The following is a 21964-nucleotide window of genomic DNA, read 5'->3' as shown; positions in this document are numbered from 1 at the left end:
GTATTTATCTAGTTCCATCGGCATTAACAGCAACACTTTTTGTCCTATAACCCTTTTTTTACAATAAATTAATCATCATGTTCCGATAAGTATTTCATATAGTTATTGAATATAGGCTCATCAATAGTAACTTTATTAAACTCAGGATTAACTAAAATTTTACCATACATATTCATAAGACCATATGTATTACCAGATTTGACTACATATAAATTATCATAATACGCCGTAATATCATCAATTGATTCTGGCAATGTTAATATTATATGACCATCATTAGAATCAATTATATATTTTTTATTTTCTATTGTGGCTACAGTAAATTTATCAATCATATAAATTGGTTTTGATGTGTCAATCGTATCATAAGCCTTATCAACTAATATTCCACTTTCTGCATTAAAAATATAAGATTTTTCAGCTGTTTTTAACACAAAGCTACGATCACTTAATCTTTTACAGGAATCATATTTAAATGGTATGACTACTTGGTCTACAACATTTATAATACCATATTTATTATGTTTATCAACTGCAATAAAATACTTAAAATCATCTCCTAAAGGTTCTATATAATTGTATTTAGGAGCAATTAATACATTATCATTCGATAATCTAATACCATATAAAGTTTTCCCTTTTTTATCAACAATGGAAAATGGTATGAATTGAGTAGACGGTTCTCGACTATATCTAATTCCATTATAACCATTTCCTTCTCCATCTCCAGTACCAGCTCCTTCCATGAGTTCATAATTATATTTATTTATATTATGAATCGCAGTATCTTCATCTATTTCTATACCATCATTAGTTACATATTTGACATATCCGTCTGCTGTTTCTATTTTTAATAATACAACCCCTCCAGATCCATTATAATATTTATTTACATTTTCCCATGTACTTGTAATAGGATTATCTATAACTAATGAACCTGTACTTATATTATAAAGATACCAAAACTCACCCTTTTTACCAAATATTAAATTATCCGAACAATAATAATAAGCACTAACAACATCATTTATAGCATAAGTACCATCAGACTTTACTAACTTAAATCCATCCTTTGTCAAAGCCTTTGCATACTCATAAGAAAACTCATAATCATATCCTGATGGTAAATAAGCCATCGTATTTAAATTAATATAGCGTTTTTGACTATTATCATAAAATGAAGCGTACGCATATCTTTCTCCAAAGTCAATAATGTAATTTACATGTAAATCTTTATAAGGACCTAAAATCCACTTGCCTGTTTCATCAACAATAGTATTTCCTGATGGTGATTCTAACGTAATATAATTTTTGGCTTCAGCCGTATTGCCTAGTGCAAGAAGTATTGCTAAAGCAACAAAAATTCTCCTCATAAAATATACCCTCTTTCATTTAACACAATAATAATTATTATTATTTTATCATAATTTTTAATTTCTATATTGAAATTTATCGAATATAATTGTAAAATAATCATATAAACTATGTATATTTCTCATATTAGCTCTCAAGGGAGGATTACTATATGTGCTGGTGTGATATCGTAAGTAAAGCTAAAATTGGCAGTTTAAAAAATCTAGGAAATGGCATGGAACATTCCTTGCGTTTTCTTGCAGAAATCGTTGTAGGTCTTAGTTGTTTACGTGTTATTATTAACTGGATTTTTGGTATTTAACAATCTAATATGAACTGATAGACAAAGGCGCCTAGCATTGCTAAGCGCCTTATTAATATTCTATTACATTTGGTTACTAGGGTCACAACAGTAACTATTACTGATACGCTTCACTGCAATCAATATATTCCATAATTAGTTGGCAAATTTGACCATCTTTATCAAATGCCCAGTATACAGGGTATAAACCATCACCAAAGCCAGATTGAATCATTGGTACTGTTAATTCCGTTTCAGGAATCGTAAAGTTAATCCAATCCCCTTTAGAGCGTTGATATTGTGGATATGCCATAGCATTTAATTGGAATAAATCACTGTAGTAATCATCGTAAATATTCTTATCAGGATAGTTAGTGTGCCATTGATCGTAAAACTTCCGGTAGGTCTCAATTGTTTCAGCATCGACTACTGTAGCAAGACCAGAATCTACCGGGAAACCGATGAAGCTTTCACCATCATCTAGCGTTTCAATATCTTCTGTACCTTTTAAAGCTAATTCGTAGTTTACCGGCTCATTGCCATTAAAGATAACGCGGCTTGCCACATAACGATATTGATTTGGTTCCATTTCAATGATTTTAGTTTCCAATAGATACGTGCCTGGTTCTACCGTTCTAATATAGGTATCAGGTTTGCTCGGTAATGTTACCAATGGATCACAACATGTAATATGACCTGTTGGGAAGTTTACAGTCCACATAGGCAATGTATGTAAAGGAAACCCTTTTAACTCCTTACGACCGAATAAATCGTGATATGGTACAGTCGGTTTTAATTTACCTTCCGAACCTAATCGGTTAAATGTTTGAATCCATTCGCTTTTTAATTTAGATTGATCCATATTACTCCTCTGCTTCGTATTTACAATGAATATATTCGCCCTCTAATACTTCGTAGACTGCTGTTTTACGTATAATTTGCTTCACCAAGGTATCTAGCCTTGAACCATTAGAATAGTCTGCCGGTGCATAATATCGTATACGATGATGACGCATCATTTTATAAACCTTGTCCTTATCCTTTTTAATAGGATCATAGACACCTATGGAATGACCACTATTGGCATTGACAAGGCTCATGCAAGGAATATCTGTATCGCTATCTCCAATATAGATCATATTACGGAATGGAACCCGTTGATTCTCAGGCTTAATATAATCATTAACACCTGTGTCATTAATATCTAAAATCCCTTTTTGTATGCGGAATAAAAACTGTGTTTTATTTGTATAGTTAATAGCTTGTGCAGGCCATACGGCTACGCCTTTATCATCAAACATGAATGCACTAGCATAGATTTTGGTGAAAGCCCCCTCTTTAGCCATTTCAGTGCCTTCAATCATTTCTTTTAAGCCAGAGGAAATGATGTAATGCTCAATGCGTACGCCATGTTCTAATCCATAGTCGCGAATACGTTCAAACCAAGTGCGAACACCTTCGTATAATTCTACTTGATTGCCATATTCCATAAGCTTTTCTTTTGTTACATAAAAATGACCTACTGCTTCTTGAATCATCTTGTACATATAGGCTAAGTTATTGTCCATATCATTCTTTTTAGCCAATTCATTCGATTCTTGCCAGAATTGTTTAATTTGCTCTTCGTTATAGCCCACAGATTGAATAAATCCTTGTGCCTGCATATCATCAGGGGTTAAGGTTTTATCAAAATCGTAACACATGGCTAGCACTGGCATAGACGATTTGGATGATTGTAAAGATTCCTTACTGTCATTCTTATAGGTGATCATAATCCACCTCCTTGTGATAATACATAAACTATTAAAACATCATGTAACTCTCTTATATTTTTAAGATGACCCAATCCCTTTTGATTATATTTTACACGATACGTCAATGATTTAAGTTTCGTAATTCCTCGTAATTCTAGTTAAAATAGGCTCTCTTGTGTAAAAGTTTCATCTACAATCCAGCTCTTTTCCCTACTTTCTTTAATAATTGCTGTTTTTGAAAGTGTTCCAATCAGTAAGCTGGAATTAGGATCATGTTGTATCCGATTTTGGCGAACTACAGCTTGATTCGTATTGGCATAACAATAACGACAGAAATGACTACAGCTATCATAAGCACCGATATCCCCATGTAAATAACAATCACACTCAGGTCTAGCCGGCGTTCGTTTCGGTGCTTTTAATGTTACCTTCCAAGCTCGCTCATAACAATCTAGTGTAAGACAGCCCTCCGTATTAACACCAAATTCTTTGAATACCTCCCCTTCTCCACAGGTTTTAAGTATCATATGGTGAGATTGAGCTATAACTACGAATTCTTTAATGATTTTCTTTTGAATATCTAAACTTGGTCTATAGCCTTCAGGAAAATTATGAGATACTTTATCAAAGATATCTAAAAAACTAACAATAACTGTATCGGTATAGCCCATTAAGGACTTTGCCATTTTATAAAAGCTTTCACAATGAAAATCTATTGTATAGTCATTAGTTAAAATAATTGGATCATAGCGCCACACCATAGACTGAGGATTAAGCTCATTAGAAATATGTTTAAAGCCATCTATTACAGACTCATATTGCGGTACATAGGGCTCAATGTCACGTCCATAAGGGGTTATGGTCATATGCCAATATTGCCGATAATCGTTAATTTCATTTAGTAATGGTATAAATGGCAAGGGATTTTTCGTACAAAAAGCAATACCATCTACTACTTCGTGATTAATAGCATAACGCGTTACTTGTAGTGGATTATAAGGATTTTGAACATCTACGAAACCTTCATGTATACGATTAATTAGCCATTGACCATAAAAGGCAGGTATATCTGTACGTTGTCCAGTTTGTAATATCATAGCACTGCCCTTTCATTAAACAAAATATAAAAATATTATAACATATCTAACCCTATGTATTTATAGTATATATGTGATTTTTGCTGTATAGTTTATTCATATTTTATGGTACTATAAATACTATAAAATATGAGGAGAACTAACGTATGAACGATATTTTTGAACCTAACCATCCTATGAAGGACGATAAAGAATTTATTACATCTTATTGGACAGATCGAGCTCATGATTTTGGAGTTTTGCGCGCCAAAGAATTAGAGAGCCCTAAACTTAAATTATGGAGAGATGAACTAACGAGTCATATCTTTGATTCTGATCGCTCTTTACGTATATTAGACATTGGTTGTGGTGCAGGCTTCTTTAGTATTATCCTCTCTCAACTAGGACATACAGTACACGGCATCGATATTACGCCTAATATGATAAACGAAGCAAATCAACTGGCAGAATCCCTTGATTGTGATGCTACCTTTTCTGTTATGGATGCCGAAAATCTCAGTTTTGACTCCAATACCTTTGATATCGTTGTGGCCCGCAATGTAACATGGAATTTACCACATCCAGATAAAGCTTATGCTGAATGGTTACGCATCATTCGCCCAGGCGGTTTAATCCTCAATTATGATGCGGAACATGCTCGCAATCACCATGACTTACCACAATCTGTTCATCATGCCCATGAACATGTAAGCAATGAGTTAAAAGAACGGTGTCATACTATTTATCATATGCTTGAAATTTCATCCTTTACACGCCCTCAATGGGATAAAGAACTACTCACAAAATTAGGTGCAAGCTCTGTCACCATTGATTCCTCAGTAGGAACTCGTATTTATAGCGAAGAAGATGAATTTTATATTCCTGTACCAATGTTCTTGGTGAAAGTAATAAAATAGCATTCAAACTCAAATATTACAAAAAAAGCCCACTCCATATGATATGTACCCTATGAGGGAATATATCATAATATGAGTGGGTTTTCTTTTATTACAGATATAGTTTTTACGAAAATATTAGTTATCAAAATATTTGTTACTAAAATATTAGTTACTGAAATACGCCTGAGCCTTAGTGATTTCTACGCGAAGTTTTTCTTCATCAATAGTAAGCAATTCTTTATCTTTCATAAGAACTTTGCCACCTACAATTGTAGTATTTACATCAGAGCTGTTTGCAGAGTATACAAGTGCCGCTAAATCGTTGTAACGAGGCATCCAGTGCATACCAGATACGTCATATAGTACGATATCCGCACGATAGCCTTTTGCTAATATACCAAGGTCTGTATAACCAAGCGCTTTTGCACCTTCTACAGTGCCCATATGCCAAGCTGCTTGTGCAGGAATCGCTTTAGGATCGTAGAGACGCGCTTTATGTAAGGTAGCCGCAAGGCGTACTTCTTCAAGCATGTCCGCATTATTATTGGATGCGGAACCATCTGTACCAAGCCCAACAGTAATGCCTTTACCGATCATTTCAGGCACAGGTGCAATACCACTTGCTAATTTAAGATTAGATTGTGGATTATGTGCTACTGCTACATTATTTTCAGCCATAATTGCCATATCTTCGTCTGTAATATGAACACAGTGTGCGGCCAATGTAGTATTCCAGAACAAACCTAAATCATGCATATGAGCGATTGGAGTTTTACCTGTAGCTTTCATAATATTCTCCACTTCCCCTTTAGTTTCGGACAAGTGCATGTGAATGCCACAGTTTAATTCATGAGACAAGGAAATAACCTTCTCCATATAAGCGTCTGGACAAGTATATGGTGCATGTGGTCCTAATAATACCTTGATGCGGTCATTATCAAAGCCGTTCCAAGTGCGGAATAAATCAGCATTCTCAACTAATGCTTGATCTGCTGTGGGAGAAACACCTGCTAAACCACGAGATAATACAGAACGAATACCCGTTTCTTTTACCACCTCAGCCGTCGTATTCATAAAGAAATACATATCGCTAAAGGTTGTAGTACCAGTGCGCAGCATTTCACCAATGCCAAGTTGTGTGCCATAACGGACATAATCGTCGTTTAATTTTGCTTCTGTTGGCCAAATTGCTGTTTCAAGCCATTCCATAAGCTCAAGATCATCTGCATAGTTTCTAAATAGGCCCATCGCAATATGAGTGTGCGTATTTACAAGACCTGGTGCTGCTAATTGGCCTCTACCATCTAGCACTTCCTTAGCAGTATCTTTTGCCTTAATAGCTTCACTGTCATTTAAAATAGCTGTAATATAGCCATTTTCAATTTCAATGGCATGGTTTTTAAGAACGCCCTCATCGGTGAGGACGTCTACATGAGTAATCAATAAATCAGACATAGTCTTCCCTCATAGGTATAACCGAGCCATAATAGCTCGGTTATATTTGTTTAATTTGAAAGCTAGTAATAGTTTAGATACAAAATATATGCTAAACCATTATATTTCAATATAGTATTAGTTTACTTTTGTTAAGTAGTCGATTTGTTCTTGTGTTAAAGAATCTAAATCATAGCCCATGGAGTTTAATTTTAGTTTAGCGATTTCCACATCTAATTCATGAGGCAATACATATACTTTTGGCTTCATTTCTTTGCCGTTTTTCAAGATATGTTCTGCTGCAAGAGCTTGCATAGCAAAGGACAAGTCCATAATTTCTGCAGGATGTCCATCGCCAGCTGCAAGGTTAACAAGACGACCTTCAGCTAATACATAAAGTTTGCGGCCATCTGCCATAGTATAGCCTTCGATGTTTTGACGAACACGTTCGTGGCTTACAGCAAGCTCTGTAAGATCAGCTACGTTAACTTCGCAATCAAAGTGACCAGCATTACATAAGATAGCTTTATCTTTCATCACTTCGTAATGTTCTTTTACAATAACATCTTTACAACCTGTTACTGTACAGAAAATATCACCTACTTTAGCAGCTTCAATCATAGGCAATACTTTGAATCCATCGAATACAGCTTCAATAGCTTTGATTGGATCTACTTCTGTTACATATACATGAGCACCAAGACCCTTTGCACGCATTGCAACGCCTTTACCACACCAACCATAACCAGCAACAACAACGTTTTTACCTGTTACAGTTAAGTTTGTAGTACGCATAATACCATCCCATACGGATTGGCCTGTACCATAACGGTTATCAAAGAGATATTTACAGTAGGAATCGTTTACAGCAATCATAGGGAATGTTAATTGTTTAGCGTTCTCTAATGCATATAGACGATGTACACCTGTTGTAGTTTCTTCACTACCACCTAAAAGACGTTCTTTTACATCTTGTCGTGTAGTGTGCAACAAGTTTACTAAGTCACCACCATCATCAATAATAATGTGTGGTTTATGATCAAGTGCCTTATTAAGGAAATTGAAGTATTCTTCCTCAGTACAATCATACCAAGCATATACAGTTAATCCCATATCAACGAGGCCTGCCGCAACATCATCTTGTGTAGACAATGGATTAGAACCTGTTACAATAACATCAGCACCACCGCGTTTTAAGACAGTAGCTAAGTATGCTGTTTTTGCTTCTAAATGAACACTTACAACAATAGTTTGTCCTTTGAAAGTTTGTTCTGCTTCAAAGCGGTCACCTAATGTATTCAATGTAGGCATAAAGTTAGAAACCCAATCAATTTTTTTACAGCCTTCTGCGGCTAAATTAATATCTTTAATTAAAGATTTCATAATAACTCCTTTTACTAATATGAGTTGATATAGTTAAAATAAAAATTTGATAGTAAACCATCTGGGATTTATTTGTTATTTAGATTCTACAATTTGGCGTAGCTTACCGATGGACTCTTCATAATTGGGAGTCAATACACCTTCTTCAGTAATTATAGCAGTTACGAGATCATGAGGTGTTACATCAAATGCAGGATTTAGTACGCTAATGCCATTAGGCGCTGTTTGAACACCATGTAAAGATGTTACTTCATAATCATCACGCATCTCGATAGGAATATGGCTACCATTTTCCAAGGTAAAATCAAATGTGCTATATGGTGCCGCCACATAGAATGGAATGTTATGGAATTTAGCGAGAACGGCTACACCATAAGTACCGATTTTATTAGCTACATCACCTTTTGTAGTGATGCGATCTGCACCAACAATAACAGCATCAATGAGACCATGTTGCATAGCATAGGCAGCCATATTATCTGTTTCTAATGTTACAGGAATACCATCCTCATGCAGCTCAAAAGCAGTAAGACGAGCCCCTTGTAGTAATGGACGTGTTTCATCGGCATACACCCGTTCAAGTTGACCATTTTCATGGAGCTTGCGTACAACACCAAGAGCAGTACCAAGACCACCGGTAGCTAGTGCACCAGCATTACAATGGGTTAAAATGCGAATATGTTTCTTACCTTCAAATAATGTAGCCCCTGCTTCGGCCATACGACGATTTAAAGATACATCTTCTTCGTGAATGATAATAGCCTCTTTAGTAATAAGGTCTACAACTTCACTCATAGAGGACATACTAGCAACATTGGCTTTCACAAGAGATATAACACGATCTACAGCCCATGCTAAATTGATTGCTGTTGGACGAGTTTCCTTTAAGGTCTCACTAAAGTCATATAGACTCGTTAATTGCTCACTAAATGGAACATCTTGGCGACCTGCTTCCATAGCCGCTAAGATTAAACCATAGCTAGCTGCCACACCGATAGCTGGAGCCCCACGAACGCGAAGCATCTTAATAGCTTCAGCGACTTGACGCCAATCAGTACAGTGTACATAGGAAATCTCTGTTGGTAATTTAGTTTGATCTAATAATACTAGCGTATCTTTACGCCATTCAATATTAATCATAGCGTCTCCTTCGAGGAACTACTGTATTAGGATAAATGGATTATAATTTGAAACCACCATATTCATGCATACGATTATGAGCATCATAGCGAGCGTCTACATCGATTGCATCAATAGCACCTAAGATAAGAGATTTAAGTTGAGCCGCCATATCACCCATCATTTCTACAACTTCACTATGTGTTAATGCAGATTCAGAAATACCGGCCGCATAGTTTGTAATCATAGATATAGTAGCATATGCCATTTCAGCTTCGTTAGCTAGATTTACTTCAGGTACATTAGTCATACCTACGGTATCACCACCGAGCATATGGAACATTTTAATTTCAGCTGGTGTTTCAAAACGAGGTCCTTCTGTACATACATAAGTACCGCCATTATGAATGGTAAGGCCTTGTTCTGTACCAACCTTTTGAAGAACATCACGCAATTCAGGGCAATAAGGATTTGTTACATCAAGATGTGCCACTGGACGGTCACCACCTTCATAGAATGTAGTGATGCGGTTCTTAGTGAAATCTAAAAACTGATCAGTTAAAACAAAGTGACCAGGTTTAAAGTTTTCATTCAAGGACCCTACCGCAGTCGTAGAAATAATAAATGTAACACCTAATTTTTTGAGCCCCCAAATATTAGCACGATAGTTAATTTTATGTGGAGGAATTGTATGATCTTTGCCGTGACGAGCAACAAAGATTACAGTTTTTCCATGGTAAGTACCTTGTACATAATCTATTTCACCATATGGTGTCATTAAGGATTCTTCATGAATATTTTCAAAGATGGACGGATCATATACGCCAGTACCACCAATTACGCCAATTGCACTCATTGTGACCTCCTATTATTAATAACTCTATCTTTTATTTTCTCACAGAATAGAAAAACAGGCTATAGGAAAAACCTAGTAGCCTGTAATTTTTTTACATATTTACAATTATTATTGGATAGGCCCCTTTGGAGCAAACATATCTTTCAATTCTTCACGACTAAAATGATACTTTTCATTACAGTAATGACATACAAGTTCTGTTACTTCATCTTCCAAAATAGCCTGTTTATCTTCTTCTCTTAATGTCATAAGTACAGCGCCGAAACGATCGCGTCCACATCGACATTGGAAATGAATTGGCTCATTATATACTTCATTAACAGTTAAGCCATGAAGAACGCGTTCCATAAGTCCCTTACCATCAGGGTGAACTTTTAAATATTCTGTAATAGGACCAAGTTCATTGATATTCTTTTCCACTTGTGCTAATGCTTCGTCTGTAGCATCTGGCAAAGCTTGTACGATAAAACCACCTGCTACAATCGTATGATAATCTGGATCCACCAATACACCTAGACTGATGGTAGACGGTACTTGCTCAGAGGCATATAGATAGTAAGCTAAGTCCTCTGCTATTTCCCCACTTTGAATTGGGCTTGTAGAGGTATAGTCTTGGGCCAATTGTGTAAATCTCGTAACTTGTACTTCCCCATTATGACCTACTGCAGCGCCTACATCGAGCTTACCAGCATGCTTCAAAGGTACATCTACATGTGGCTCATCTACGTAGCCTCGAACCGTATTATCAGAAAAAGCATCTACGTGAACAACGCCTAGAGGGCCATCCCCTTTGATGCGTAAACTTACATTTTCATGATTTTTAAAATCACCAGCTAATAAAATGGCCCCTGTCATAGCACGACCAAGAGCCGCAGTTGCTACAGGCCATAAATCGTGACGTACACGAGCAGTTTCAACTGTATCTGTTGTTACAGCTAAAGACATACGAACCCCTTCACGAGTTGTAAAACGTTTAATATAATCCATTCTATCAATCCTTATTATTACTTAATCTATTTAGATATATTTTTATATTGCTTATATAGTATATCATGTCAAATATGTACATTCAAATTATAGAGAATATATGTTCGTCTAGTCAATTTTGAATGCAAAAGAACATATTTTCGACATTATAAAAACACCCAGTATCATAAAATACTGGGTGTTTTGTATATAACGCTTAGATTTGATCGATAAGGTTAACCATTTCAATAGCGCCCATAGCACAATCATAACCTTTATTACCCGCTTTAGTACCAGCGCGTTCGATAGCTTGTTCAATATTTTCTGTAGTTACTACACCGAACATAACAGGAATACCTGTTTCTAAAGAAACATGAGCAATACCTTTAGCTACTTCATTACATACATAGTCATAATGAGTAGTAGCACCACGGATTACAGCACCAACGCAAATAACTGCATCATATTTACCAGATAAAGCCGCTTTTTTAGCAATCAAAGGAATTTCATAAGCACCAGGAACCCAAATTACAGTGATATCTTCTTGTTTAACATCGTGACGAAGTAAGCAGTCTTCAGCGCCACCGATTAATTTAGATGTAATGAACTCGTTAAAACGAGAACCAATAATAGCAAATTTTTTACCAGTACCTAATAAGTTACCTTCTTGAACCATCATGATAATGACCTCCTATATTCCGTTTTAGGAAATGTATATAACGATTGAGTAATATGCTAATAGGTGAGACTATTAGTCCTCTAACATATGACCCATTTTTTCTTCTTTTGTTTTCAAGTAACCTGCGTTGAATTTATTGGCCGCAATGATAAGCGGTACACGACTAGTTACATCGATACCCCAATGTTCTAAACCATGACGTTTTTCAGGATTATTCGTTAACAAGCGAATGCTCTTAATACCTAAGAAACGAATGATTTGAGCTGCTAATGAGTATTCACGCATATCAGCAGGGAAGCCCAATTGTTCGTTTGCTTCAACAGTATCTAGGCCTTGCTCTTGTAATGCATAGGCTTTAATTTTATTTGTTAAGCCAATACCACGACCTTCTTGGCGCATGTATACTACAACGCCTTTACCTTCTTTTTCGATAGCACGTAACGCATTCTCTAATTGTTCGCCGCAGTCACAACGTTTAGAACCGAACACATCGCCAGTTAAACATTCAGAATGAATACGTACAAGAACATCATTGCAGTTTTGAACATCACCTTTAACGATAGCCAAATGCTCTTTTTTATCTAATTCATTTTTGAATACAAAGATATTGAAGTCACCAAATTTAGTAGGTAATTTAGAACAAGCACCAAGCTCAACCATGTCTTCATGCTGTTTACGGTATTCAATAAGCTCTGCTACAGAAGCAATTTTCAAATCGTGTTCTTTTGCAAATTCCATGAGATCTGGTAAACGTGCCATATCGCCATCATCTTTTGTGATTTCACAAATAACAGCTGCCTCTTGTAGACCTGCTAATCGGCAAAGGTCGATAGACGCCTCTGTATGACCTTGTCGCACTAGAACGCCCCCCTCTTTATATACTAAAGGGAACACATGACCAGGACGACGGAAGTCTTCCGGTTTAGCATTAGGATCTAGTAATTTTTGAATTGTATACGCACGTTCTGCTGGAGATACGCCTGTTGTAGTATCTACGTGGTCAACAGTTACGGTGAAAGCAGTTTCATGATTATCTGTATTTTTGGCAACCATAGCTGGAATGCCAAGCTTTTCTAAGGCTTCACGACGCATAGGTGTACATACGATACCACGCGCGTATTTAACCATAAAATTAATATTTTCTTGTGTAGCAAACTCTGCTGCAATGATAAGATCACCTTCGTTTTCGCGGCTTTCATCATCAACAATAATAACAGGTTTGCCAGCTTTAAGGTCTTCTAAGACCTCTTTAATAGAATGTAATTGTTCGCTCATAGGAACGCTCCTTACTTTTTATATAAATCCATTCTCTACTAAGAGGGATTGCATAGATTTCTTAGGTTTGTCTTCAGTAGGTTCACTACCGAGATTCATAAAATGACGAATGTATCGACCAGTGATATCCGTTTCCAAATTAACCTCCGTACCAATATGGGCAGAGCCTAGAATAGTTTCGCCCAAAGTATGAGGAATGATAGATACGGAAAAACTGCTGTCCGTTCGTCGCATAATTGTGAGGCTAATACCATCAATCGTAATGGACCCCTTATAAATAACGTAATCCATAACGGATTTAGGGGCCTCTACGGTAAAAATAATGGCATTATCCGTTTGTTCCCGATTAATGATGCGGCCCGTCCCATCTACGTGACCTGCCACAATGTGACCACCAAATCTGCCATTGGCGAGCATAGCACGCTCTAAGTTGACAGGTTGATGAACTTTCAGATTTGTAAAAGTAGTCATCTTGATTGATTCAGGCATAACATCAGCTGTAAATACGCCATTACCAATCGTTGTAGCCGTCAAACATACACCATTTACAGCTACGGAGTCACCTATTTTTAAATCGCTAAATATTTTATTCCCCCGAATTGTTATGGCTAAGGATTTAGGGCCCTTTTTAATGCTCTCTACACGGCCAATTTCTTCAACAATTCCCGTGAACATAAGCGCCCCTCCTTCCTTGACGATAAGCTTCGATACGAATGTTATTATCTAATACTTTAGTTTTTGTGAAAGTCAACTGCGGAGAAGACTCTAAACTTTCAAAGCCACGACCACCTACAGCCGGCGTAGCTTCAGTACCACCGATAATTGTATTTCCTATATAAGTAACAACTTTATCAAAATTCATAGTCTCTACAAAGGAACTAATGATAGCTGAACCACCTTCCACGAGAATAGATGTATAACCGAGTTCACCAAGTTTAGTTAAGATATCATCAATAGATAACTTCTTAATATCAATAACAATATCAGTACTCTTACTTTTACGTGTAGAAATAGATTCTACTACGGTTACATGGGCACCAACTTGTTCTAAGGCCTGAATTCGGTCCTTTGGACAGCCTTTAGATACAAAGATATGAACATTACGATTATCTACTTCAAACACACGACTGGTCGTAGGCGTCCTACCTAGACTATCTAAGATAATTACATCTGGTTGATGAACATGAATCGGCTCATCAAGTATGCTTGGATCTAATAAAGCCTCTGCTAATTCAGTATCAGTTAAACGACAGTTTAATTGAGGATCATCTGCCAAGATTGTACCAATACCAACGAGCATCGCATCATGTGTGGCACGCAGTACATGTCCATCTCGGCGGGAGGACTCATTTGTAATCCATTGGGATTGACCTGTAAAAGTGGCAATCTTGCCATCTAGTGACATAGCACTTTTAATAGTTACAAAAGGTTTACCTGTCTGTATATAGGTAAAGAAATGTTCATTTAGCTCAGCACATTCCTCACTACATACGGGGCAAACAACCTCTATGCCTGCTTCGCGGAGTAAATCCATGCCCTTTCCAGATACTAATGGATTAGGATCTGGACTACCTACTACGACTTTAGCTATACCAGCCTCGATAATACGCAGTGCACAAGGTGGAGTTTTACCATAATGAGAACATGGCTCTAATGTTACATATAAAGTAGCACCTTTAGCATTATCACCTGCTTGGTTTAAGGCATGAACCTCAGCGTGAGCTGTACCAGCTTTATGATGATAACCTTCACCGATTATTGTATTGTCTTTAACCACTACGGCACCAACCAAAGGATTTGGCGAAGTATGACCTGTGGCTAATTTTGCCAGTGCAATGGCGCGTTTCATATATGCTACGTCATCCACCATATCACCTCAATAAAAAAAGGACTATATACATAGTCCTTGGGTAATCATAATCAGGCACAACAAATGTACCTCGTCTTTTCTCATCCAGACTATACTGTCGGTATCGGAATTGCACCGATTCATACCCATAAGGTTCGCGGACTATACCGCCGGTAAGGAATTACACCTGTCCCCAAAGACTTATCTATTTTCTTTATGAATTAATAGTAACACTTTTATTAATGTTATGCAAGAATAAGAGTTTTGTAATGAGAAAGAATATTAAATAGTGAACCTTAAATAAAATAACTATTGTTATATTTATATTTTATTAGATTGAAAATATATCAATAATATAAACTATATAAACTATGTATACATTAAATAGTAACTTTTATCACATAATTACATTACAAACAGGTCTAGTATAATAATATATGGCTTTAAAACCATGGGTAATTGATAGTATTTATTAAATATAGGTGATAATATGGCAAAAAAACGAATTTCTGATGTACTTATAGAAGTATTAGCCAATGCGGGTATCGAACGCATTTATGGTATCACTGGCGATAGTTTAAACTCTGTAAACGATAGTTTACGTCGCAATGGTAAGATTTCCTTTGAGCATGTTCGACATGAAGAAACAGCCGCCTTTGCTGCCGGTGCAGAAGCATCCTTAACTCATAAATTAACGGTATGTGCTGGTAGTTCTGGCCCAGGTAATTTACATTTGATCAATGGCCTATTCGATTGTCATCGCAATCGAGTACCAGTATTAGCGATTGCGTCTCATATCCCACAATCTGAAGTAGGGTTAAATTATTTCCAAGAAACGCATCCAGAAAACTTATTTAAAGAGTGCTCTTGTTTCTGTGAACTTATCTCTAATCCTAAACAAATGCCTGAAATCCTATTCCGTGCTATGAATGCCGCAGTTGGTAATCAAGATGTTGCCGTTATCGTCCTTCCTGGCGATGTAGCAGTAATGGAAATAGAAATTGATGAATTACCCGTATGGCATCATCCTCGCTTACCTCATATCGTTCCACAACGTGAAGATATCGAAGAAATGGCAGCTAATTTAGAAACAGGTAAACGTATTACCCTCTTCTGTGGTGCAGGCTGTGAAGGTGCTCATGATGAAGTCGTAGAACTAGCAAAACGGTTACAAGCACCTGTAGTACATGCTTTTAGAGGTAAAGAATGGGTTGAATGGGATAACCCATATGATGTAGGTATGACAGGTCTATTAGGCTATACATCTGGTTATCGTGCTATTGAGCAATGCGATACACTCGTTATGCTTGGTACAGACTTTCCTTACCGACCTTTCTATCCAGAAAATGCAAAGGTAATCCAAGTAGATAGAGATCCTAGTGCATTAGGTCGTCGTGTTCCACTCACTCAAGGTATTATTGGTACCGTAAAAGATTCATTAAAAGAATTGTTACCTCTCGTAGGTCAACGTGGTGATACTGAATTTATTGATACAGTCCGTAAAGCTTATACTAAATTTAGAAGTGATTTAGACAGCTATGCTGTAGCGGAACCAGATGGTGTAGCAATCCATCCGCAATACTTCGTAAATCGTCTTAATAAATTAGCTGCTGATGATGCTATTTTTACCTTTGACGTAGGTACTCCAGTAATTTGGACTGCACGCCACTTAAAAACAAATGGCAAACGTCGCATTTTAGGTTCTTTTAACCACGGCTCTATGGCTAATGCTATGATGCATGCCATCGGCGCTCAAAATGCCTGTCCAAATCGTCAAGTCATCTCCCTCTCCGGTGATGGTGGCTTCACAATGATGATGGGCGAAATGTTAACATTAAAACAACTTAATTTACCAGTTAAAATCTTTGTATTCAACAACGAAGAACTTAGCTTCATCGCCATGGAAATGAAAGCTTCTGGTTACTTAGATTACGCCACAGACTTTGTAAACCCTGACTTTGGTAAACTCGCTGAAGCAGCTGGCATCAAAGGTGTAAGCATTACAAACTCTAGCGAAGTAGACGAAAAAATTATGGAAGCCCTTAACCATAATGGTCCAGTAATCGTCAATGTTCGCGTCGATAAACAAGAACTTGCTATGCCACCAAAAATCGCTTACCAACAAGCGAAAGGCTTTAGCAAATACTTGATCAATGCAATCCTTGATGGCCGTGGCACAGAACTTAAAGAAATGGCAAAAACAAACTGGATGAAATATAAATCTCTGTACTAAAATCTGCAAAATATTCAAAGTCTGTCAGAATAAATTGTGAATCTTTCAATAAAAATAAGAGGTGCCATTAAAGTATGGCACCTCTTTATATTTATCAATTACTCATCATATACTGTTACAAAACCTTCAGTCCACCCTCTTAGGTTTAGTATAATTTTACTAATTCCAAGTCCCTCAATACTATGAACTTTAAAAATATCCCAAGTTTTATACCACTCCAAAGCCTTTTTAGCATATTCTAAGGATGTAAATAAACCTAAATAACCACCACTAGTATATTCATCTATCTCATAATCATACCAAACACTATAAATAGTATTATTTATGATATCATAATTAATCACATCAGCTATATGAGCACAATCATTTATGTAGTGTGTACGTATTATAAAAGCATCATCATTTAAATCGGAAAAGCCACACAGAACTTTAGATTTTATTAACGCATCCTTTGCTAATGATTTATCTGTAAAAAATCCAAGTCCAAAATATTCTGTATAGGGTAAATTCTTATTCTTTTTATAATATGCTAAAGCTTCATATATAGGAACTCTCATTACTAATCAACTCACTTAATTATATTAATATAAATATGGACTTTTAATTATTTCTATCTATAATAATCGTCCTCGTAATCATCTTTATACCGTATTGCATCTACCTCTGACGGAGATAATACATTCCCCTCTTCATCAACGTACTCTCGAAATTCGTTAAAGTATACACCTGGAATATCAGATTCTTCTAATTCAGGTATATCTTCTGGTTCAATATCCCAAAATTCTATCTCTACAGATTGATTTTTATTATCCTCTACCATATTCCAACACTCCCTAGTATCAATGATATATATTAACTGTATTGTAACAAAATATATAAAAATAAGCACTATATCTCATTTTGATATGTCCCCTTTTTCCTGGACACATATCATTTATAATATAGTGCTTACTTTGTATGCATTACATATTTGCATGTAATACATATTTTCTATTTAATTATGCCCCAAAGAGTGACATTTGTTCATCTTCAGGAAGGTCACCACAGCATTTGAGATCTTTCATAAGATCTATGATGGTATTAGATACCTTACAACGTCGTTGTAAGTCTTTTAAAGATGTAAATGGACGGTCTTCTCGTTCAGCTACGATAGCATCCGCTACTGTTTCACCTAAAGAGTCAATAGCTAAGAATGGCGGCAATAAAGCACCATCTTTAATGCTAAAGCGTCTAGCTTCGGAGTGTTGAATATCTACATTAACAAAACGATAGCCTCGTTGATACATTTCCATAGACACTTCTAAGGCGCTCATAAGATCCTTATCTTTAGGACTGGCAGCTCGGTCAAGAGCCTTAATCCGATTGAACTCAGTCATTTGCGTTTTAAGGTCACCAGTCATAATGCGCAAATCAAAGGCCTTTGCACGAATGGAGAAGTATGCAGCATAGAATGCTAATGGATGGTATACCTTAAACCAAGCAATTCGGAAGGCCATCATTACATAGGCCACCGCATGGGCCCGTGGGAATAGGTAGGAAATCTTTTTACAAGATTCAATAAACCATTCAGGAATATTGTTTTCCCGCATTTCTGCTTCAAACTCAGTCGTCGCTTGACCTTGTTTATTGCGTTTTTCAATGCCCTTCCCTTTACGCACGTTCTCCATAACGAAGAAGCTATGCTTTCGATCCATACCACGATGGATTAAGAAGTTCATTACGTCATCACGGGTAGAGATGGCTTCGTTCAATTTACAAGTACCATTTTTGATGAGGTCTTGCGCATTGTCGAGCCACACGTTTGTACCATGAGAGAAACCAGAGATACGAACTAAATCGGAGAATGTTTGGGGACGAGAGTCTTCAAGCATGCCCCGTACGAACTTCGTACCACATTCTGGCACAGCCAAACTAGCTACTTGGTCACCTTGTAATTGCTCTGGCGTTAAGCCAATCCCTTCTGTAGAGGAGAATAGACTTAACGTACGAGGATCATCGAACGGTATAGTTTTAGCATCTATACCCGTCAGATCTTCTAGCATACGAATGATAGTCGGATCATCATGACCTAGAATATCGAGCTTAGTCATACGACCTTCGATGGAGTGATAGTCAAAGTGTGTTGTTAATACGCCGCTTTCCTTCTTGTTCGCAGGATGCTGAATTGGGGTAAAGTGATGTACATCCATATCTCGAGGACATACCATAATACCACCAGGATGTTGACCTGTAGTATTCTTTACGTTTGTAAAGCCTTTTGCCAAATGTTCAAAGAAACCACTGCGAGCTTGGATATCTCGAATTTCAGCGTACTTTTTAACATAACCAAAGGCAGTTTTATCCGCAATAGTACCGATTGTACCTGCTTTAAATACATTGTCGCGGCCAAATAGCTCTTCCGTATATTTGTGTGCTTTTGCCTGGTAATCACCGGAGAAGTTAAGGTCAATGTCAGGAACTTTATCGCCTTCGAAGCCAAGGAAGATAGCAAACGGAATATCATGACCATTTGTTTGCAGCGCATGACCACACTCAGGACAATCTTTACGAGGCAAGTCAAAGCCACCTGCATATTCGCCCTTTTCAAAGAATTCAGAATGCTTACAATTAGGGCATACATAATGTGGCGGTAATGGATTTACCTCGGTAATTTCAGACATGGTAGCGGCAAAGGAAGAGCCTACAGAACCACGAGAACCTACGAGGTACCCATCATCAAGAGATTTTTTTACTAGTTTATGGGCGATGTAATACAACACGCCGTAACCATTGGAGATAATACAATCTAGTTCATAGTCTAGACGCTCTTGTACAACACGTGGCAATGGATCACCATAAATGGCTTTCGCATTTCGATAGCACATTTCTGTGAAAGCTTCATCGGCACCTTCAATTTTTGGGGAGTAAGTCCCATCAGGAACGGGCTTAATATCTTCAATGCTATCGTTGATAGCACGAGTGTTGGTAACAACAATTTCATAAGCTTTTTCTTCACTTAAATAAGGGAAGGATTCCAACATTTCATCAGTTGTGCGCAAATGTAAATCCGGTTGTTCATCTGCATCTGGATAGCCACAAGCAGTTAACATGATTTCACGATAAATCTTTTCTTCTGGTGTTAAATAATGAACGTCACAAGTAGCACATACAGGTTTGTTTAAGGCCTCACCTAATTCGATAACTGTTTTGTTCATATCGATAAGGGCTTGCTCATCTGGCATGAGACCTTTACGAACTAAGAACATATTATTCGTATGTGGCTGAACCTCTAAATAATCATAGAAGGAAGCTACTTCTAGTAGCTCTTCCTTGGTTGCGCCACGAACGATAGATTGCATAAGCTCCCCAGCTTCACAAGCAGAACCAATGATAATGCCTTCACGATGTTCTTCAATAACGGAACGTGGCAATCGTGGGCGAACCTTATAATGTTCTAAGTGAGAAATGGAAATCATCTTATAGAGATTACGCAAACCTACCATATTTTTTGCTAGCAAGATAATATGGTAGCGCTTATCTTTTTCCTTTTTCTTCTTTTTATCTACGACAGGTTCTTCATCACGAGCAACAATTTCATCTTCAATAAGATAGCCTTCTACACCGTAGATAACCTTAACGCCCAACTCCTTACCAAGAGCTTGAGCCTCTGGAAAGGCTTGAACTACGCCGTGATCTGTAATAGCAACTGCTGGATGACCCCATTTTTTTATTGTTTTGAATAAATCTTTAACAGATACAAGAGCATCCTTATCGCTCATCTTAGTATGTAAGTGAAGCTCTACTCGAGAGTCTGGACGGTTTTCAGTGCGTTCTACATTAGTCGTTTCCATCGCCTCGATGCTTCGTATAGATAGGATGTAGTCTTTATCAAAGCGATCGTCAAAGCTTACGCTACCTTGTACACGAACGCGTTGTAAGCCTTTTAATTGTTTAAGTAACGCATCCCCTTCTTCTGGGCTGTTCGTAAACTTGATAAACTTAATACTATTCGTATCATCTACGATGCTGCCGTTAACGATACTTTTACCGGTCTTAGTATCACGTTTATCTAAGCCTACTAATACACCTTCAAATATGACGCTAGGTGTATCCAGGGTGCCCATGATTTTAGACGTAACCCCTTCAATTTTAGGACCTAAAATCATACCTTCATCAGTAGGTGCATCCTTCGGTGCACGACGTGGATATTTTCCATCCCCTTCACCACCTTTAGAGGTAGATTTAGTAGCATTTTTAGGAGCAAAACCTTTATTTGTTTTAGGTGCGCTACTAACAGACGCTACAGTATCATTACCACTAGATGCTGCTGCTGTTTGATTAGGTCGAGAAACCACAACAGGACTATTATTAAAATAGCCAAGCTCTACAGCTTCTACGAAAGGTGCAAAATCATCATCAAAATCGTCAAATTCATCTTCACGATCATAACCAGCAAAGGATTTACCTCTAGGTGCTTCATTTTTGGCCTCTTCAGCTTCACGTTGCGCCTCTGCGGCCTCAATCCATTCACCGGCACCACAGCCACCACCATAATAATAGGTATCTAAACCTTCCCCAGTTTCAGAATCTACTTTCCAAGCAAAACAACATGCTGTGTCAGTATTTGTTGGAATATCATCAAATGATATATTCTTCTCCTTATACCAAGCAGATAATCTGTCACGTAGACTTAGCAGCGTAGAAAATGCAGAGTCTGCAGCTTGTATCGTCACATGTTGGCTATGACAGTTCACATAGAAGGATGATTTCTTATTCTGTTTTGGTACAACACGATAACGTACTTTCAT

Annotated in this window: 19 protein-coding genes and 1 riboswitch; of the genes, 3 read left to right on the top strand and 16 right to left on the bottom strand. The window is 37.2% G+C overall.

The genetic code is table 11. The features are described from left to right. Nucleotides 1-68 precede the first annotated feature (68 nt). Complete coding sequence (locus RWZ05_RS05605) at nucleotides 69-1373, bottom strand: WG repeat-containing protein (RefSeq protein WP_314642842.1); 1305 nt, start codon at nucleotides 1371-1373, stop codon at nucleotides 69-71. Between the two features lie 152 nt (nucleotides 1374-1525). Between RWZ05_RS05605 and RWZ05_RS05600 the strand changes: the two genes are divergently transcribed. Continuing rightward, entirely contained in the window at nucleotides 1526-1675 is a 150-nt protein-coding gene (locus RWZ05_RS05600; RefSeq protein WP_005379839.1) for a hypothetical protein, read from the top strand. A gap of 97 nt (nucleotides 1676-1772) precedes the next feature. Here the strand turns inward: RWZ05_RS05600 and RWZ05_RS05595 are convergent, their stop codons facing one another. The 3 genes from RWZ05_RS05595 to RWZ05_RS05585 all read right to left on the bottom strand — a co-directional run bounded on the left by RWZ05_RS05595 (nucleotide 1773) and on the right by RWZ05_RS05585 (nucleotide 4505). Then, complete coding sequence (locus RWZ05_RS05595) at nucleotides 1773-2516, bottom strand: DUF4241 domain-containing protein (protein WP_314642840.1); 744 nt, start codon at nucleotides 2514-2516, stop codon at nucleotides 1773-1775. Nucleotide 2517: 1 nt separating this feature from the next. Further along, the gene (locus RWZ05_RS05590) at nucleotides 2518-3426 is read right to left on the bottom strand and encodes an HAD family hydrolase (RefSeq protein WP_314642838.1); all 909 of its coding nucleotides are present in this window, start codon (nucleotides 3424-3426) and stop codon (nucleotides 2518-2520) included. A 140-nt stretch (nucleotides 3427-3566) separates the two neighbouring features. Continuing rightward, nucleotides 3567-4505: a DUF1848 domain-containing protein gene (locus RWZ05_RS05585; RefSeq protein WP_314642837.1), complete on the bottom strand. Its 939-nt coding sequence runs from the start codon at nucleotides 4503-4505 to the stop codon at nucleotides 3567-3569. 146 nt (nucleotides 4506-4651) lie between these two features. Here RWZ05_RS05585 and RWZ05_RS05580 point away from each other — a divergent pair, with 146 nt between their 5' ends. Then, nucleotides 4652-5401 (top strand): methyltransferase domain-containing protein, encoded by a 750-nt coding sequence (locus tag RWZ05_RS05580; RefSeq protein ID WP_314642835.1) that lies wholly within the window; start codon nucleotides 4652-4654, stop codon nucleotides 5399-5401. 147 nt (nucleotides 5402-5548) lie between these two features. Here the strand turns inward: RWZ05_RS05580 and RWZ05_RS05575 are convergent, their stop codons facing one another. The 9 genes from RWZ05_RS05575 to ribD form a co-directional block, all read right to left on the bottom strand. Next, nucleotides 5549-6838 (bottom strand): amidohydrolase, encoded by a 1290-nt coding sequence (locus RWZ05_RS05575; protein ID WP_314642833.1) that lies wholly within the window; start codon nucleotides 6836-6838, stop codon nucleotides 5549-5551. A gap of 117 nt (nucleotides 6839-6955) precedes the next feature. Then, the gene (locus tag RWZ05_RS05570) at nucleotides 6956-8200 is read right to left on the bottom strand and encodes an adenosylhomocysteinase (RefSeq protein WP_314642831.1); all 1245 of its coding nucleotides are present in this window, start codon (nucleotides 8198-8200) and stop codon (nucleotides 6956-6958) included. Between the two features lie 75 nt (nucleotides 8201-8275). Continuing rightward, nucleotides 8276-9340: an S-methyl-5-thioribose-1-phosphate isomerase gene (gene mtnA, locus RWZ05_RS05565; protein WP_314642829.1), complete on the bottom strand. Its 1065-nt coding sequence runs from the start codon at nucleotides 9338-9340 to the stop codon at nucleotides 8276-8278. A 40-nt stretch (nucleotides 9341-9380) separates the two neighbouring features. Further along, nucleotides 9381-10175 carry an S-methyl-5'-thioadenosine phosphorylase gene (gene mtnP, locus RWZ05_RS05560; RefSeq protein WP_298696072.1) on the bottom strand — a complete coding sequence of 265 codons (795 nt, stop codon included), beginning with the start codon at nucleotides 10173-10175 and terminating at the stop codon, nucleotides 9381-9383. A gap of 108 nt (nucleotides 10176-10283) precedes the next feature. Continuing rightward, a complete protein-coding gene (gene hslO / locus RWZ05_RS05555) occupies nucleotides 10284-11162 on the bottom strand; it encodes an Hsp33 family molecular chaperone HslO (protein ID WP_314642827.1) in 879 nt (292 codons plus the stop codon). Nucleotides 11163-11358: 196 nt separating this feature from the next. Continuing rightward, nucleotides 11359-11820, bottom strand: a complete 462-nt coding sequence (gene ribE / locus RWZ05_RS05550) for a 6,7-dimethyl-8-ribityllumazine synthase (RefSeq protein WP_195185772.1) — start codon at nucleotides 11818-11820, stop codon at nucleotides 11359-11361. A gap of 72 nt (nucleotides 11821-11892) precedes the next feature. Further along, a complete protein-coding gene (locus RWZ05_RS05545) occupies nucleotides 11893-13095 on the bottom strand; it encodes a bifunctional 3,4-dihydroxy-2-butanone-4-phosphate synthase/GTP cyclohydrolase II (RefSeq protein WP_314642826.1) in 1203 nt (400 codons plus the stop codon). Between the two features lie 18 nt (nucleotides 13096-13113). Next, entirely contained in the window at nucleotides 13114-13770 is a 657-nt protein-coding gene (locus RWZ05_RS05540) for a riboflavin synthase (RefSeq protein WP_314642824.1), read from the bottom strand. Next, complete coding sequence (gene ribD / locus RWZ05_RS05535) at nucleotides 13751-14965, bottom strand: bifunctional diaminohydroxyphosphoribosylaminopyrimidine deaminase/5-amino-6-(5-phosphoribosylamino)uracil reductase RibD (protein ID WP_314642823.1); 1215 nt, start codon at nucleotides 14963-14965, stop codon at nucleotides 13751-13753. Before ribD ends, RWZ05_RS05540 begins: the two co-directional genes overlap by 20 nt. 68 nt (nucleotides 14966-15033) lie before the next feature. Beyond that, a riboswitch (FMN riboswitch) is annotated at nucleotides 15034-15149 on the bottom strand. Between the two features lie 285 nt (nucleotides 15150-15434). Between ribD and poxB the strand changes: the two genes are divergently transcribed. Further along, complete coding sequence (poxB, locus tag RWZ05_RS05530; protein ID WP_314642822.1) at nucleotides 15435-17177, top strand: ubiquinone-dependent pyruvate dehydrogenase; 1743 nt, start codon at nucleotides 15435-15437, stop codon at nucleotides 17175-17177. A gap of 98 nt (nucleotides 17178-17275) precedes the next feature. Here poxB and RWZ05_RS05525 read toward each other — a convergent pair whose 3' ends face one another. From RWZ05_RS05525 to RWZ05_RS05515, 3 genes are all read right to left on the bottom strand, one after another. Beyond that, nucleotides 17276-17734, bottom strand: a complete 459-nt coding sequence (locus tag RWZ05_RS05525; RefSeq protein WP_314642821.1) for a hypothetical protein — start codon at nucleotides 17732-17734, stop codon at nucleotides 17276-17278. 53 nt (nucleotides 17735-17787) lie between these two features. Then, nucleotides 17788-17997, bottom strand: coding sequence for a hypothetical protein (locus tag RWZ05_RS05520; RefSeq protein WP_314642820.1), 210 nt, complete (start codon nucleotides 17995-17997; stop codon nucleotides 17788-17790). Nucleotides 17998-18175: 178 nt separating this feature from the next. After that, entirely contained in the window at nucleotides 18176-21964 is a 3789-nt protein-coding gene (locus tag RWZ05_RS05515) for a PolC-type DNA polymerase III (protein ID WP_314642819.1), read from the bottom strand.

This window comes from uncultured Veillonella sp. (genome assembly GCF_963543145.1).
Taxonomy (GTDB): domain Bacteria; phylum Bacillota; class Negativicutes; order Veillonellales; family Veillonellaceae; genus Veillonella.
The sequence above is the reverse complement of the archived record's forward strand: the minus strand, read 5'-3'. Positions and strand labels throughout refer to the sequence as shown.

Bases quoted from the DNA above. Each gene is read 5' to 3' on its own strand.
- RWZ05_RS05605 (WP_314642842.1), bottom strand. From the start codon at position 1,373: ATGAGGAGAATTTTTGTTGCTTTAGCAATACTTCTTGCACTAGGCAAT.
- RWZ05_RS05600 (WP_005379839.1), top strand. From the start codon at position 1,526: ATGTGCTGGTGTGATATCGTAAGTAAAGCTAAAATTGGCAGTTTAAAA.
- RWZ05_RS05595 (WP_314642840.1), bottom strand. From the start codon at position 2,516: ATGGATCAATCTAAATTAAAAAGCGAATGGATTCAAACATTTAACCGA.
- RWZ05_RS05590 (WP_314642838.1), bottom strand. From the start codon at position 3,426: ATGATCACCTATAAGAATGACAGTAAGGAATCTTTACAATCATCCAAA.
- RWZ05_RS05585 (WP_314642837.1), bottom strand. From the start codon at position 4,505: ATGATATTACAAACTGGACAACGTACAGATATACCTGCCTTTTATGGT.
- RWZ05_RS05580 (WP_314642835.1), top strand. From the start codon at position 4,652: ATGAACGATATTTTTGAACCTAACCATCCTATGAAGGACGATAAAGAA.
- RWZ05_RS05575 (WP_314642833.1), bottom strand. From the start codon at position 6,838: ATGTCTGATTTATTGATTACTCATGTAGACGTCCTCACCGATGAGGGC.
- RWZ05_RS05570 (WP_314642831.1), bottom strand. From the start codon at position 8,200: ATGAAATCTTTAATTAAAGATATTAATTTAGCCGCAGAAGGCTGTAAA.
- mtnA (WP_314642829.1), bottom strand. From the start codon at position 9,340: ATGATTAATATTGAATGGCGTAAAGATACGCTAGTATTATTAGATCAA.
- mtnP (WP_298696072.1), bottom strand. From the start codon at position 10,175: ATGAGTGCAATTGGCGTAATTGGTGGTACTGGCGTATATGATCCGTCC.
- hslO (WP_314642827.1), bottom strand. From the start codon at position 11,162: ATGGATTATATTAAACGTTTTACAACTCGTGAAGGGGTTCGTATGTCT.
- ribE (WP_195185772.1), bottom strand. From the start codon at position 11,820: ATGATGGTTCAAGAAGGTAACTTATTAGGTACTGGTAAAAAATTTGCT.
- RWZ05_RS05545 (WP_314642826.1), bottom strand. From the start codon at position 13,095: ATGAGCGAACAATTACATTCTATTAAAGAGGTCTTAGAAGACCTTAAA.
- RWZ05_RS05540 (WP_314642824.1), bottom strand. From the start codon at position 13,770: ATGTTCACGGGAATTGTTGAAGAAATTGGCCGTGTAGAGAGCATTAAA.
- ribD (WP_314642823.1), bottom strand. From the start codon at position 14,965: ATGGTGGATGACGTAGCATATATGAAACGCGCCATTGCACTGGCAAAA.
- poxB (WP_314642822.1), top strand. From the start codon at position 15,435: ATGGCAAAAAAACGAATTTCTGATGTACTTATAGAAGTATTAGCCAAT.
- RWZ05_RS05525 (WP_314642821.1), bottom strand. From the start codon at position 17,734: ATGAGAGTTCCTATATATGAAGCTTTAGCATATTATAAAAAGAATAAG.
- RWZ05_RS05520 (WP_314642820.1), bottom strand. From the start codon at position 17,997: ATGGTAGAGGATAATAAAAATCAATCTGTAGAGATAGAATTTTGGGAT.
- RWZ05_RS05515 (WP_314642819.1), bottom strand. From the start codon at position 21,964: ATGAAAGTACGTTATCGTGTTGTACCAAAACAGAATAAGAAATCATCC.